This window comes from Actinobacillus succinogenes 130Z, assembly GCF_000017245.1.
Classification (GTDB): domain Bacteria; phylum Pseudomonadota; class Gammaproteobacteria; order Enterobacterales; family Pasteurellaceae; genus Exercitatus; species Exercitatus succinogenes.
Window position 1 is genome coordinate 12629 of the sequence record NC_009655.1, and the last position, 15216, is coordinate 27844.

Annotated in this window: 13 protein-coding genes; 10 read left to right on the forward strand and 3 right to left on the reverse strand. The window is 44.9% G+C overall.

Features of this window, described 5'->3' with window-relative positions; all coding sequences use genetic code 11:
- Positions 1–102: 102 nt before the first annotated feature.
- The 8 genes from radC to ASUC_RS00100 all read left to right on the forward strand — a co-directional run bounded on the left by radC (position 103) and on the right by ASUC_RS00100 (position 6808).
- A complete protein-coding gene (radC, locus tag ASUC_RS00065) occupies positions 103–765 on the forward strand; it encodes a RadC family protein (protein WP_011978672.1) in 663 nt (220 codons plus the stop codon).
- A gap of 222 nt (positions 766–987) precedes the next feature.
- Complete coding sequence (rpmB, locus tag ASUC_RS00070; RefSeq protein ID WP_011201102.1) at positions 988–1224, forward strand: 50S ribosomal protein L28; 237 nt, start codon at positions 988–990, stop codon at positions 1222–1224.
- A gap of 11 nt (positions 1225–1235) precedes the next feature.
- Complete coding sequence (rpmG, locus tag ASUC_RS00075; protein ID WP_011978673.1) at positions 1236–1406, forward strand: 50S ribosomal protein L33; 171 nt, start codon at positions 1236–1238, stop codon at positions 1404–1406.
- Positions 1407–1528: 122 nt separating this feature from the next.
- A complete protein-coding gene (gene mutM, locus ASUC_RS00080) occupies positions 1529–2341 on the forward strand; it encodes a bifunctional DNA-formamidopyrimidine glycosylase/DNA-(apurinic or apyrimidinic site) lyase (RefSeq protein ID WP_011978674.1) in 813 nt (270 codons plus the stop codon).
- A 135-nt stretch (positions 2342–2476) separates the two neighbouring features.
- Complete coding sequence (dapA, locus tag ASUC_RS00085; protein WP_011978675.1) at positions 2477–3373, forward strand: 4-hydroxy-tetrahydrodipicolinate synthase; 897 nt, start codon at positions 2477–2479, stop codon at positions 3371–3373.
- Between the two features lie 117 nt (positions 3374–3490).
- Entirely contained in the window at positions 3491–4492 is a 1002-nt protein-coding gene (gene bamC / locus ASUC_RS00090) for an outer membrane protein assembly factor BamC (RefSeq protein WP_011978676.1), read from the forward strand.
- Between the two features lie 53 nt (positions 4493–4545).
- Entirely contained in the window at positions 4546–5256 is a 711-nt protein-coding gene (locus tag ASUC_RS00095) for a tRNA1(Val) (adenine(37)-N6)-methyltransferase (protein WP_011978677.1), read from the forward strand.
- A 163-nt stretch (positions 5257–5419) separates the two neighbouring features.
- Positions 5420–6808 carry an SLC13 family permease gene (locus tag ASUC_RS00100; RefSeq protein ID WP_011978678.1) on the forward strand — a complete coding sequence of 463 codons (1389 nt, stop codon included), beginning with the start codon at positions 5420–5422 and terminating at the stop codon, positions 6806–6808.
- Positions 6809–6890: 82 nt separating this feature from the next.
- Here ASUC_RS00100 and polA read toward each other — a convergent pair whose 3' ends face one another.
- The gene (gene polA / locus ASUC_RS00105) at positions 6891–9761 is read right to left on the reverse strand and encodes a DNA polymerase I (protein ID WP_011978679.1); all 2871 of its coding nucleotides are present in this window, start codon (positions 9759–9761) and stop codon (positions 6891–6893) included.
- A gap of 106 nt (positions 9762–9867) precedes the next feature.
- Positions 9868–11652, reverse strand: a complete 1785-nt coding sequence (locus tag ASUC_RS00110; protein ID WP_011978680.1) for an ABC transporter ATP-binding protein/permease — start codon at positions 11650–11652, stop codon at positions 9868–9870.
- A gap of 168 nt (positions 11653–11820) precedes the next feature.
- Between ASUC_RS00110 and ASUC_RS00115 the strand changes: the two genes are divergently transcribed.
- Entirely contained in the window at positions 11821–13479 is a 1659-nt protein-coding gene (locus ASUC_RS00115; RefSeq protein WP_011978681.1) for a putative transporter, read from the forward strand.
- A gap of 91 nt (positions 13480–13570) precedes the next feature.
- Positions 13571–14893, forward strand: a complete 1323-nt coding sequence (gene srmB / locus ASUC_RS00120) for an ATP-dependent RNA helicase SrmB (RefSeq protein WP_011978682.1) — start codon at positions 13571–13573, stop codon at positions 14891–14893.
- A gap of 60 nt (positions 14894–14953) precedes the next feature.
- On the opposite strand, the gene ASUC_RS00125 is transcribed toward srmB, so the two are convergent.
- Positions 14954–15202: a helix-turn-helix domain-containing protein gene (locus ASUC_RS00125; protein ID WP_011978683.1), complete on the reverse strand. Its 249-nt coding sequence runs from the start codon at positions 15200–15202 to the stop codon at positions 14954–14956.
- Positions 15203–15216: the final 14 nt, after the last annotated feature.

A 15216-nucleotide genomic window follows, 5' to 3' on the forward strand; every position in this document is an offset into this window, starting at 1 on the left:
TTTTATTTTGCGATCCCCGTTCCAAATCCGTGCCGCCAATCTGGTAAAACCAGAAAAAATGCGCCAAAGTGCGGTCAATTTCTATAATGTTTTGAGGAAATAATGGAAAATCAATCGTTAATGCCCAGAGAAAAATTACTGAAATCAGGTGCCGAAACACTGGAAAATTATGAATTACTAGCAATATTTCTGCGAACAGGGATTAAAAATTGTCCTGTCATACAGCTTTCCCAAGCCGTGCTACGCTATTTCGGTTCCTTGCGCGGTTTGATTTCCGCCGATCAGGAACAGTTCTGCCAATTCAAAGGAATCGGCATTACGCAATATATTCAGCTGCAGGCCTGCACCGAAATGACAAAACGCTATCTGGCGGAAGAACTTACTTTTGCTCACGAATTCACCAATCCGCTCACGGTCAGACTTTATCTGCAAACCGAGCTGGAACATTACGAACGGGAAGTATTCAGCGTACTGTTTTTAGACAATCAACACAGGCTGATCAAGAAAGAGGACATGTTCCGGGGCACCATTAACGCCGCCTCCGTTTATCCTCGTGAAATCATCAAAACAGCCTTATATTGCAATGCCGCCGCCCTTATTCTCGCTCATAATCATCCTTCGGGTTCGGCAGAACCCAGCGCCTCCGACAAACAGATGACCAAACGGATCCAGGCGGCCGCAGAATTAATGGAAATTCGGGTTTTGGATCATTTTGTCATTGGAAAAGGTTGTTACTTTTCTTTCGCCGAACAAGACTGGCTGTAGGTTCCGCTTGGATCATCAACGATTTTCGGATAAAATCTCGCGGTTTTTAAAGGAAATTCTAATTTTCGCTTGAGAAAACGGATTTTAGCAAGTATAATTTGCGACCTTTAATATAGTAAGCGGGTCGGCTGCGAGCGACCTGACGAGGTGGCTCTCAAGGCTTTCCTTGAAATTGTATCCGAACCGTAAGCTCGAGCTTATATTTGATTATTGGAGATTATTATGTCTAGAGTCTGTCAAGTAACAGGCAAACGTCCGGCAGTTGGTAACAACCGTTCGCACGCATTGAACGCGACCCGTCGTCGTTTTCTACCAAACTTGCACACTCACCGTTTCTGGGTTGAGAGTGAAAACCGTTTCGTAACTTTACGCTTAACCGCGAAAGGTATGCGTATTATCGATAAAAAAGGCATTGATGCAGTATTAGCTGACATCCGTGCTCGCGGCGAAAAAATCTAAGGAGCTAAAACATGGCAGCTAAAGGTGCTCGTGAGAAAATCCGTTTAGTTTCTTCAGCAGAAACCGGTCACTTCTACACAACAGATAAAAACAAACGTAACATGCCGGAAAAAATGGAAATCAAAAAATTTGATCCGGTTGTACGTAAACACGTTATCTATCGTGAAGCTAAAATCAAATAATTTGGTTTTGTAACGAATTGAGACCCGAATGAAAATTCGGGTTTTTTATTGCCCGAAAAACCATATCCCTAACCGTAACGGATATGGTATAGTGGTCTAAACCCAAACACACGGAATCCGATATGCCCGAATTACCTGAAGTCGAAACGGCCAAAAACGGCATAACGCCTTATCTGGACGGTTTTTACATTGAAAAAATTATCGTGCGCCAACCGAAACTGCGCTGGGAAGTCAGCCCTGAACTCTCTCAAATTTCTCATCAAAAAGTGACCGCACTTTCCCGCCGCGCCAAATATCTGATTATCCATACTGCACAAGGTTATATCATCGGTCATCTCGGTATGTCGGGAGCCGTCCGCATTGTGTCGCCGGACTCGCCGGTCAATAAACACGATCATCTGGACATTGTGATGAATAACGGCAAAATCATGCGTTATAACGATCCCCGCCGTTTCGGCGCATGGTTTTGGACTGAAAATCTTGATGAATTTCCGCTGTTTGCCAAATTAGGTCCCGAACCGCTTTCCGGTGAGTTCAACAGTGATTATTTATTCAAAAAATCACGTAAAAAACCGACCGCAGTTAAATCCTTCATTATGAATAATGCCGTGGTGGTGGGAATCGGTAACATTTATGCCAACGAAGTGCTGTTTCAATGCGGTTTACATCCGGAAAAACCGGCGGGCAAAATTACCAAAACCCAGGCGGCATTGTTAACGGAAACCATTAAAAAAGAATTAACCCGAGCCATCGCCCAAGGCGGTACGACATTAAAGGACTTTTTGCAACCCGACGGAAAACCCGGCTATTTTGTGCAGGAATTACAAATTTACGGAAAAAAAGGCTGTCCCTGCCCGAAGTGCGGTCAAAAAATCGAAAGTTTTACTGTAGGACAGCGCAACAGCTATGTTTGTCTTCACTGCCAGAAAAAATAATCTATTCTCTCTTTTTATCGGAAAAAACCGTACAATTTTGCTTTCTCACAGTAAAAAGCAAAAAAACCGCTTGCAAAAACCGCTTATTTTCGCAATGCTTATAACAATTAGTTCAAATAACGATAAGAGGTTCTTATGTCTTCACGCACCCCATTATTTTCAGGAAGCATCGTTGCATTAATCACGCCAATGGATAACCACGGCGAAGTGGATTATGACGAATTAAAAAAACTGGTTGAGTTCCATATCAATGCGGGCACCAACGCCATTGTTTCGGTCGGTACCACCGGCGAATCCGCCACATTAAGTATTGATGAAAATGTGAAGACGATTTTGAAAACCGTCGAATTTGCCGCCGGACGTATTCCGGTTATCGCCGGAACAGGCGCCAATGCCACCAGCGAAGCCATCACCATGACAAAATTGTTGCGGGACAGCGGTGTCGCGGGCTGCTTAAGCGTCGTGCCTTATTACAATAAACCGACTCAGGAAGGCATGTATCAACATTTCAAAGCTATCGCCGAATGTACCGATTTACCGCAAATACTTTACAACGTACCGGGACGCACCGGTTCCGATATGAAACCGGAAACTGTCGCACGTTTGGCAAAAATTCCGAATATCGTCGCCATAAAAGAAGCGACAGGCGATGTCAGCCGAGTAAAACAGATTAAAGAACTCGCCGGTGAAGATTTCATTTTCTTAAGCGGTGACGACGCAACCGGTTTGGAAAGTATAAAACTGGGCGGGCAAGGCGTAATTTCCGTTACCAACAACCTGGCGGCTGCGGATATGGCAAAAATGTGTGAATTCGCCTTGTCCGGTAATTTCGAAGAAGCGGAAAAAATCAACCAGCGTTTAATGCCGTTACACCGTGATTTATTCATTGAAGGTAATCCGATCCCGGTAAAATGGGCGGCATACAAAATCGGATTGATTAAAGATCCGTTCTTACGTTTGCCATTAACCGTCTTGAGCGAACAGGCACAGCCGAAAGTATTGGAAGCGCTAAAAATTGCAGGTTTAATCTGAAATTAACCGATTTTTAATAACAAGCCGCACGCGTTATCAGGTGTGCGGTTTTCATTTAAACTTTTCCCCCAAAGTGCGGTCAGAAAACAGAATATTCTTTAAATTTAAGGAAAAAGAATGAAAAAATGCTTATTCCCTCTATCTGTACTTGCGGTTATTGTGGCAACCGGCTGCGGTAATACCAGTCCTTATGCTAATGACAGCTATGAAAAACATGCAAACGCACCGACTTTCACCACAATAGACACCGCCGGCATTCGGATTATCGGTCAAAACGATACTTATCTCTTGCCTGCAACCAATGTGAAGAAAGGCGAAAATATGGATATTCGTCCGCCGGCAATTCCGATGGCGATTATCGGCAATTCCGTAGCACAATTTGACGGCGAACGCGCATCTATTATTTATCCGTCGGAAAAAGCCGAAGTTTATAATATTCGGCAAATGGCACGTTTGTTAGAAGAACGTTCCATTAAATTCACGACAAAAGACAACCAAATCGAAACCGATTGGACTAATTTCGGTGCCAAGACGGACCAAGGCGAAACTCTGCTGCGTTACCAGATTAACCAGGTCGGCAATCAGGAAGCCAACGCTTTAGTAGTGAGCGTACTGGAAGCCAAACGCGACGATATTCTGTTTACACCAAGCCAAAAAGAAAAAGAACGTTATACTTCAAGTTTGTTGAATCAGTTTATCGGTGAATTGAATGCCGATTACCGAAGCCAAGCTCAGGCAGTGGCGACACCGACGACAACGGGACCGGTTCAAACGGCGATTATTACCGACGGCAACAACCATTTGGCATTAGCTATGTCTTCCGAATTCCAACAATCCTGGAGCAAACTGGGCGACGCATTACCGCAATTAGGATTTGAAACGGAAGAAGAAACCGTCGGTCGCGGTTACCGCAAACTGAATTATAAACCGCTAGGCGCAACGGAATGGGCGCGTCTCGGCGTTAACCGACCGGAATTGGAAGACGGCGAATACAGTATGCAGATCAGTGCGCACGGTAAGCAAAGTTCCGTTGTCATCAGCGATGAAGACGGTAACGCTATCAGCGGTGATGCCGCGCAGGCGATGTATCGGGCGCTGGCGAACTTAATCAGCAAATAATGTTTCTTTCATCTCAAAAAGGCACATAATTCGTGCCTTTTTTCCTACATATTATGAAAGCGGGTAACGGTTTTACGTTTAAACGATTCCATATCAATCACGATCGCTGCGCCATGAAAGTAGGAACGGACGGTATTTTGCTCGGGGCCTGGGCGGACTTGGCAAATTCCCGTTCCATTTTGGATCTTGGTACCGGTTCAGGGTTAATTGCCCTGATGCTGGCGCAACGTAGCGATGAAGACGTCCAAATCCACGGTGTTGAGCGGGATCCCGCTGCGGCACGACAGGCGCAGGAAAATTTCCGTGCTTCACCCTGGGCGCACCGTCTGTACCTGCATTTCGGCGATATTGCGGATTTTGCACAAAAGTGCGGTCAAAAATTCGATAATATTGTGGCGAATCCGCCCTATTTTGCACAAGGCGTAGATTGCCGTAATCACGCACGTAACGCCGCCCGTTATACCGCTGCGCTATCCCATGCACAATGGCTGGAAATCGCATCCTCTTTACTGACGGAACAAGGCACGATTCATTTTGTGTTACCGGCGGAACAAGGTAAAACCCTGAAACAATCCACCGCACTTTATTGTGTTCGCCAATGCGATGTTATTTCCAAACAAGGCAAAGCAGCGCAACGAGTATTATTGAGTTTTATGAAAGAAAAAAAGGAAACCGCATACAGCGAATTGACAATTTATGATGAAAAAAATCGGTACACGCTAGAATTTATTCAATTAACCCGCGAGTTTTACCTGAAATTTTGATAATTTCAAATTCCATACTGAAAACCTATCAGGAATTATCCGCCGCGGATTGCGCAACAGCTTGAATTACGCTACATTCGAAACTGAATAGAAATTCAAAAAAACAACATATCTATTCATATTATTCTATGCAAACATATAAACATAAAATAGCGAGGGCGTTATGTCAAGTACCAGCAAAAATCCCATCAGAGGACTAAGTATTTTAATCGTTGATCTGATACTCTTCTTTACTCTATTAAACATCCTGCCCTTTAATCCCCAGGAAAACCGAGGTCTCGCCCTGCTGGTTTTTATCGGCATTTTATGGCTGACCGAAGCTTTCCATATTACGATTACCGCTTTGCTTGTGCCGGTTTTTGCTATCGGATTGGGCGTACTGAATACTAAAGCGGCATTTGCTCCTTTTTCCGAACCGATCATCTTTATGTTTTTCGGCGGTTTTGTCATTGCGGCCGTATTAAATATTCAGAAAATCGATCTATGGATTGCCAATCACGTCATCCGTTTGGCTCGGGGAAGTCTAAAACTTACTGTTTTCTATCTTTTTGCCGTCACCAATCTGTTGTCTTTTTTCATCAACAACACGGCCGTCGCCGCGTTGATGTTGCCGCTGACACTGGGTATTCTGCATAAAGTAGACATGAAAACCAATCGCAATCTGTACGTTTTCGTGTTGCTCGGCATTGCTTTCAGCGCCAGTATCGGCGGTATTGCCACACTGGTGGGTTCGGCTCCCAATGCTATTATGGCCTCGCAAATCAAAATATCCTTCTCAGAATGGCTGGCATACGGCGTGCCGGTGACATTTCTGCTTTTGATTGCCATGATGATAACGCTGTTATTGGTTCTGCGTCCTAATTTTAATGTGCCGTTCGATGTCGAAATCGAAGAAATTCCAATGACCGGCAAACGCATTATCACATTAATTGTCTTTGCCTTGACTGCAGCATTTCTGATTTTCAGTTCCGTGCTTGAACCTATTGTACGGGAAACGCTAGGATTAACCTCTGCTATCCGAAGTTTTGATGCGTTAATTGCGATGATCGCGGTAATGGCGTTCGCCTTAAGTGGTACGGCGACATGGAGTCAGATTCAGGAACGTACGGAATGGGGCGTACTGCTGCTCTGTGGCGGCGGTATGGTATTAAGCATCGTGCTGAAAGATACCGGAGCCAGTAAAATTTTAGCGGAAACCATCGTTTCCTATATCGGCGATAAAAACTGGTGGCTAATGGCGATCGTGATGGCGGCGTTTATTTTATTCTTAACCGAATTTACCTCTAACACCGCAAGTGCCGCTCTGCTTATGCCGATTTATATTTCCGTGGCGAGCTCGCTGGGATTACCGCCTATTTCGCTGGCGGCAATCATCGCCTGCGGAGCATCCTGTGCATTTATGCTACCGATTGCCACTCCGCCGAACGCCATCGTATTTGCTACGGGTTATATCAAGCAAAAAGACATGCTGCGTGTCGGTATAATTTTAAATACTATCAGCATACTGGTTGTCGGTTCTTTATCTTATTTCTTCTGGATGACATGGTGGTAAAATCATAAAAAAAGAAAGGCTTGAGTAATTCCGGCCTTTCTTTTACTTCCGTTTAGCTAGCCCGAAGTGCGTTTTATACGTTTTAATGCGCCTCATCCCAATTGGCACCGACGCCCGCCTCTACAATCAAAGGTACGTCTAACTGTGCGGCAGTTTCCATTTTTTGCTTGATCAGTTCGCTGTAAAATTCTACTTTTTCCGACCGCACTTCAAATACCAATTCATCGTGCACCTGCATAATCATCAGAATATCCTCATCGCCCGCAATGACGTGATCAATATCAATCATGGCACGTTTAATAATATCCGCTGCGGTTCCCTGCATCGGCGCATTAATCGCCACCCGTTCGGCACCTTTACGACGCGAGGCATTGCCGGATTTAATATCCGGCAGATACAAGCGCCGCCCGAACAGGGTCTCCACAAAGCCCTGCGCTTTTGCCTTTTCCTGAATATCGTGCATAAAGGTTTGCACATTCGGATAGCGTTGGAAATATAAGTCCATATATTTTTTGGCTTCCATACGGGAGATAGCTAACTGACGGGATAAACCGAACGCCGACATACCATAGATCAACCCAAAATTAATAGCTTTAGCGCTACGACGCTGTTCTGCGGAAACATCTTCTAACGGGATACCGAAAATCTCCGACGCTGTAGATCGATGAATATCCCGACCTTCCACAAAGGCCGTTGTTAATCCTTTATCGCCGGATAAATGGGCCATAATCCGCAGTTCGATTTGCGAATAATCCGCCGCGATAATGCGATAACCGTCACGGGCGACAAACGCCTGACGAATACGGCGCCCCTCCTCGTTTCGAATCGGAATATTCTGCAAATTCGGATCCGTCGAAGAAAGTCGTCCTGTTGCCGTAACCGCCTGATGATAAGACGTGTGCACACGTCCCGTATGCGGATTAATCATTTGCGGCAGTTTGTCGGTGTACGTGGATTTCAGTTTTGCCAAACCGCGGTGTTCCACCAGTAATTTCGGCAATTCGTGATCGAACGCCAATTCCTCCAGTACTTCTTCTTTAGTGGACGGATCGCCCTTCGGCGTTTTCTGTAACACCGGCAAATGCAGCTTATTGAACAGAATTTCCTGCAACTGCTTCGGCGACGCCAGATTGAAGGCCTCACCGGCTATTTCATGGGCTTTCGCTTCAAGTGCGGTCAATCTCTCGCCGAACTCTTGTGATTGTTTTCTTAAAGCCTGCGCGTCAATTAATACGCCGTTACGCTCTATACGCGAAAGCACGGAAACCAGCGGCAATTCAATATCCTTGAATAAAGTTGTCAGTGTCGGTGTTTTTTCCAACTCGGCCCAAAGTGTTTGGTGAAGTTTCATGGTTACATCCGCGTCTTCCGCCGCATATTCCGCCGCCTGCGCCAACGGGATTTTATCAAAAGTAAGTTGATTCTTGCCTTTTCCCGCCAAAGTTTCGAAAGAAATCGTCTGATGCCCGAGATAACGTTCCGCCAAATCGTCCATATTGTGACGCCCTGTGCTGTTCAGCACATAACTTTCCAACATGGTATCAAACGCCACGCCCTGTACTTGAATACCGTGATTGGCAAAAATAGTGAGATCATATTTCAGATTCTGTCCGATTTTACGGATATCGGCATTTTCCAAAACCGGTTTCAGTCGTGCCAAACAATCCTCCCTGTTCAACTGATCAGGCAATCGGTGCCAAGAGGTTTTCCCCGTTGCTTTCGGTTCGGCAAATAAATCCGCCTGCGCCTGTTCTTCGGCCTCCGCCACTTCATGCACATGCGCCAGCGGAATATAACAGGCTTCGCCGTTTTCCAAACCGAAAGAAATGCCCACCAGTTCCGCCGTCATAGCATCCAGAGAATCGGTTTCTGTATCTACGGCGATTAAATTAGCCTGCTGAATTTTTTCAATCCAGCTTTGTAACTGAGCCGGCGTAGTCACCGTTTCATATAAAGTGCGGTCGATTTTAACGGAATTTTTCACCGCACTTTCCGTTTTGGGTACCGCCGCAGCAGCTTGATAGCGATTCACTCTGACAACTTGTTCCGGCGGATTAACCATCGAATTATTACCGGATAATACTTCGCTCAACCAGCGTTTAAATTCGTAACGTCCGAATTGTGCAGCCAATTCATCATTATTCGGCGTGCCGATGATAAGCTTTTCCGGTATCACATCCAATTTGACATCGGTTTTAATGGTGGCCAGCACATAAGACAAATCGGCATCCGCTTTCGCCGCCAATAATTTTTCACCTAATTTTTTTGCCCCGCGAATCGGTAAATCCGCCACTTTATCCAAATTTGCATATACCTCGGACATGGAACCGATTCCCTGCAGCAAGCCCAATGCGGTTTTTTCACCCACGCCGGCAACCCCCGGAATATTGTCCGAACTGTCGCCCATCAATGCCAGATAATCAATGATGAGTTCCGGCGGAATGCCGTATTTTTCAATCACACCCTGACGATCGAGCAACGTATTGCTCATCGTGTTGATAAGCATGATATTTTCGTCCACCAGCTGCGCCATATCCTTATCACCGGTACTGATCAACACTTTTTTGCCTTGGGAGGATGCCTGTACGGCAAGGGTGCCGATCACATCATCCGCTTCGACGCCTTCAACGGAAAGCAGCGGAATACCCAATGAACGAATGATATCGTGCAACGGCTGAATTTGCCGGCGCAAATCATCGGGCATCGGCGGACGATGGGATTTATATTGTTCAAACAATTTATCACGAAATGTTTTACCTTTTGCGTCAAACACCACGGCAATATGACTCGGCCGTACTTGGGAAATCAGACTTTTCAGCATATTCAGTACGCCGAACATCGCGCCCGTCGGTTCCCCTTGGGAATTGGTAAGCGGCGGGAATGCGTGAAACGCACGATAAAGATAAGATGAGCCGTCCACAAGAACAAGCGGATTTGGAGCAATTTGAACCATTGAAAAATCCCGAAATCTGATAAAAATTGAAAGTCATTATAGCAGACAAATAAAAAAGCACGAACCGAAGTCCGTGCTGAAAAACAAACTAAAAAACGACCGCACTTTAACAGAATTGCCAGCTTTGATCCTGCGGGTCGATAATCAATTGTTTATCATGATGAGGCTGCAAGGTAGAACGGTGACCAACACTGATGATAGTGGTGTCAGGCAACCGTTCGCGCAATAAACGATACATCGCATCCTCCAAACCTTCGTCCATACTGGCGGTGGCTTCGTCCAGAAAAGCCACCATCGGCTTATGGATCAGCAGACGAGCAAAAGATAAACGCTGCTGTTCCCCTAAAGAAAGCATACGCATCCAATCGTTTTCCTGTCCCAGTTTATCGGCAAGATGACCAAGTTGCACCTGACGCAACGTATCCGCCGCCCCATCCAAATCCACATCCGCCGGCGCCACTTCCGGATAATATAAAGCGTCGATTAAACGCCCCTGCGGCAGATAAGGTTTTTGAGACAAAAACAACGCATTATGTTGAGGGCAATACACGGTACCTTCCGAAAAAGACCACAATCCCGCTATCGTGCGCAACAAAGTGGTTTTACCCGAACCGGATGCTCCCTTAATTAAAACCGATGAGCCTTGCGGTAGATTTAAGTTTAAATCTTTAATCAGCACTTCACCCGTCGGTTTTTTTACAAAAAGTTGTTCGAAAACGACCGCGCTTTCGCTATCTTTCAGTACCACCTGAGAAACCTGAGTCGCTTGACCGACAGCGCTGTGAAATCCGGTTAAACGGTCGAGCACGGCCCGATATCCGGTAAAATCGTCATACACGTTTCGGAAATAAGACAATGCCGATTGAACGCGCCCGAAGGATTGCGCCGTTTGGATTAAATCCCCTAACTGGATTTGTTTGCTGAAATAACGCGCCGCCTGGATAATAAACGGAAAAATCACTGAAATTTGCGTCATCATTACGTTAAAACCGGATAATTTCAGCGTCATATATACCATTTTCCACACATTATCAATGACATGGTCGAATTGTTTGTATAACACGTTCTTTTCCATTTTTTCACCACGGAAAAAAGCGATACTTTCCGCATATTCTTTTACTCTGATAAGCGAATAACGGTAATTTGCGTTTAACCGTTCATTCAGGAAGTTCAAATGAATCAACGGGCGACCGATACGAAAAGCGAAAATACTGGTCACAAGCACGTAAATGAATACTAAGAACACCATGGCGTGCGGCACAGTCACGCCCGCTATATTCATCGGCCCCGCTAAATTCCACAGAATTTGGGTAAACGCCACAATAGATACCACGGAAGAAATAACGCCGGTAGCAAAACTAATAGAAGATCTTACATAAGATTGAACATCTTGCTGAATACGTTGATCCGGGTTATCAAGCTGGTTATATACATATTGGGATTTGTAATACGCCTGCTTTGCCATCCATTTTTCCACCATATTTTCATTTAGCCACATACGCCACTGAATAGTAAAACGTTGGGTCAGGTAATACGTGAGCAAAATATTGGTGATATGAATAACGGCAAGTACGGAAAATACGACCATTTGCAGCCAAAACACGTTTTCGTCCATTTTCTGCAAAGCATCGTACATAGCTTTATACCAGTTGGAAAAGAGAATATCCAAGCGTACGGAAAGTAAGTTAAAAAAAACGATGACGATAAAATAAATGAGCGGTTTCACACTACGTTTAGGCGATAAATAATCTTTTCCAAGCAACCAGAATTGATGAGCCCAACGGGTGGTTTTCACTAAAATCCAAACGACCAGGGTGAATACAACGGCGGTAATGCCGATGGCTTTAAAAATCCAAAATATTGAAGTAAGTAATTCTTCACTGTAATTCATAAGTGCTCTTTATTTTTGCTAAAAAATGACCGTTATTGTTGAGTAAAATACAATGAAGTGCAAGAAAAATGTGATGAAACCTACACTTTTTGACATTAATCATTATTTCGTTTCCGAACATCGCTATAATCACAAATAGTTAATTTTATCAAACTTGAGGAGGGCTTCATGTCCGATATTGCAGTAACCATCTCCGTACTGTCGTTAGTGGCGGTACTGGGGTTATGGATTGGTCATTGGAAAATCAGAGGCGTAGGATTAGGCATAGGCGGCGTGCTATTCGGCGGGATTATTATCTCTCATTTTGCCAATCAATACGGCTTAAAGTTAGACGAGCATACGCTTCATTTCGTTCAGGAATTCGGCTTAATCCTATTTGTTTATACTATCGGGATTCAGGTGGGACCCGGCTTCTTTTCCTCTTTGCGGGAAAGCGGACTAAAACTTAACGTCTTGGGCGGACTAATCGTCGTTCTGGGCGCATTATTGGTAGTGATTATCCATCAGGTTACCGAGATCCCCCTTGATGCTATTTTAGGGATCTATTCCGGTGCGGTCACAAATACGCCGTCACTGGGGGCCGGACAACAAATTCTGAACGAATTAGGTATGCAGGATATCACCGAAACCATGGGTATGTCATATGCCATGGCGTATCCTTTCGGGATTTGCGGCATTTTGTTAACTATGTGGCTGATCCGCTTATTTTTTAAAATCAATATTGATAAAGAAGCGGAAAACTTTGACCGCGAAACAGGGAAAGACAAAGAAACCATTCGAAAAGCCAATATCCGAATTACCAACGCCAATTTTGCAGGCTTGAATTTGCGGGATATTCCAGGTTTTGAAAAAAACGGTATTGTGTGTACCCGATTAAAACGTGAGCAGGATATTTTCATTCCTCAGGCAGACACCCAACTGCAGGTGGGCGATATTCTGCATTTTTTGGGCGATCCCAAAATTCTGCATGAAATGGAACTGATTCTGGGCGAATCCATTCAGGTAGAAGCGTCTGCAATGAAAGGGAATTTGCGTACCGAACGGGTAGTGGTCACCAATGAAAAAATCTTGAGTAAAAAGATCCGTACTTTGGCGTTTCACCAACAATACGGCGTGATGATCTCCCGTCTCAACCGTTCCGGCGTGGAATTGATTCCGACAGCCAACACCACGTTGCAATTCGGCGACGTACTGCATATTATCGGCAGCGCCGACGTGATGGATAAAGTAATCGAAATGTTCGGCAATGCTCAGTCCAAACTTAACCAGGTTCAAATGTTACCGGTCTTCATCGGGATCGGTTTGGGCGTGCTATTGGGTTCCATTCCGTTCAGCATTCCGGGCATTCCGGTACCGTTAAAATTAGGCTTAGCGGGCGGTCCGTTAGTTGTGGCGCTAATTCTGGCAAGAGTCGGGACCATCGGCAAACTTTATTGGTTTATGCCGCCGAGCGCCAACCTTGCCTTGCGGGAAATCGGTATCGTGTTATTCCTGTCCGTCGTCGGTTTTAAATCCGGCGGGAATTTTGTTCATACGCTAATTAACGGAAACGGTTTAGAGTGGATGTTCTACGGTATATTTATCACTTTTGTACCGTTATTGATTACCGGTATTATTGCGCGAATTTACGCCAAGCTGAATTATCTCAGTATTTGCGGGTTAGTAGCGGGTTCGATGACCGATCCGCCGGCATTAGCTTTCGCGAATTCATTAAAAGAAAATTGCGGCGCTTCCGCACTGGCTTACGCAACGGTTTACCCGCTAGTCATGTTCCTGCGCATAATTTCACCGCAATTACTTGCTATTCTGCTTTGGCGCGCCGTGTAAAAACCCGGATAAAAATGACCGCACTTTTCCCCTTTATATCGGAAAGTGCGGTATAATTTTGCCTGATTTTTACCAAAATATTAGAGAATTTATGTCACAGCCGACTTTTGATGATTTCGATCTTGCGCCAGAATTGCTTAAAGCGTTAGCTAAAAAAGGTTACGACCGCCCGACCGCCATTCAGCAGGAAAGTATTCCCGTCGCTATGGAAGAACAGGATCTTTTAGGTTCCGCACCGACAGGTACCGGCAAAACGGCAGCTTTCTTACTGCCAGCCCTCCAACATCTATTGGATTATCCCCGCAAAAAACCGGGTGCACCGCGCATTTTGGTGTTAACCCCCACTCGCGAATTAGCCATGCAGGTTGCCGAACAAGCGGGTGAATTGGCACAATTCACAAAACTCAGCATAGCCACCATTACCGGTGGCGTAGCATACCAAAATCACGGTGAAGTCTTTAACAAAAACCAAGATCTCGTAGTCGCCACGCCGGGACGCTTACTGCAATATATTAAAGAAGAAAATTTCGATTGCCGTTCCGTGGAAATACTGATTTTCGACGAGGCGGACAGAATGCTGCAAATGGGATTCGGCCAAGATGCAGAAAAAATTGCCGCAGAAACCCGTTGGCGTAAACAAACATTGTTATTTTCCGCCACCCTGGAAGGCGAACTGCTGCAAGATTTCGCCGATCGCATTTTGGATAATCCCGCCAAAATTGCTGTAGAACCCAGTCGGCGCGAAAGAAAGAAAATCAACCAGTGGTATTACCATGCCGACAGCGTAGAGCATAAAATCAAACTGGTCGCCCGTTTTATCGCACAGGAAAACGTCACGAAAGGCATTCTTTTCGTGCGCCGCCGGGAAGACGTGCGTGAATTATCGGAAACCTTACGTAAACGCGGCATCCGTTCCACGTATCTTGAAGGCGAAATGGCGCAAACACAGCGCAATAATTCCATCGATAAACTCAAAAACGGCATTGTTACGGTATTAGTGGCAACCGACGTTGCTGCACGTGGAATCGACATTGATGATATTAGCCATGTTATGAATTTCGATTTACCTTACAGTGCCGACACCTACCTGCACCGAATCGGACGTACCGCACGTGCCGGTAAAAAAGGTACGGCAGTTTCCTTCGTGGAAAATCATGATTATCGTTTACTGGGTAAAATCAAACGTTATACGGGAGAATTGCTAAAACCACGTATCATTGAAGGATTGGAACCTCGCACCAGCCCACCGAAAGACGGCGAAACCAAAACCGTTTCCAAAAAAGCCAAAGTGCGAAAAAAAGAAAAACTGGTTGAAAAAAGAAAAGCGGAGCAAAAGAAAAAAGTAAAATTACGTCATAAAGATAGCAAAAATATCGGCAAACGGCGTAAGCCAGCAAATAGCGAAAATAACTAAAAAGTGCGGTCAAATTTGACCGCACTTTTGCTATTTCATTACAAAAAATTCATATACTAATCACTTTAGTTTTTGGATTTCTTTTATTACTTCAATAGGATCCAATTCCAACGCTTCGCAATAAGTTATAAATTCAAAAATATCAAGTCTTCTATCTCCTGTTTCCACTTTTCCGATAAAAGAATGCACAACGCCCATTTTCATACCCAATGCACGTTGTGATAAACCCAATTCCTTTCTTCTTTTTAGCAAAAAATCTCTTAACCAGCAATGCTCAAAAGAATGTACAGATAATCTTATATTTCCCATTGCACCGATTTTAG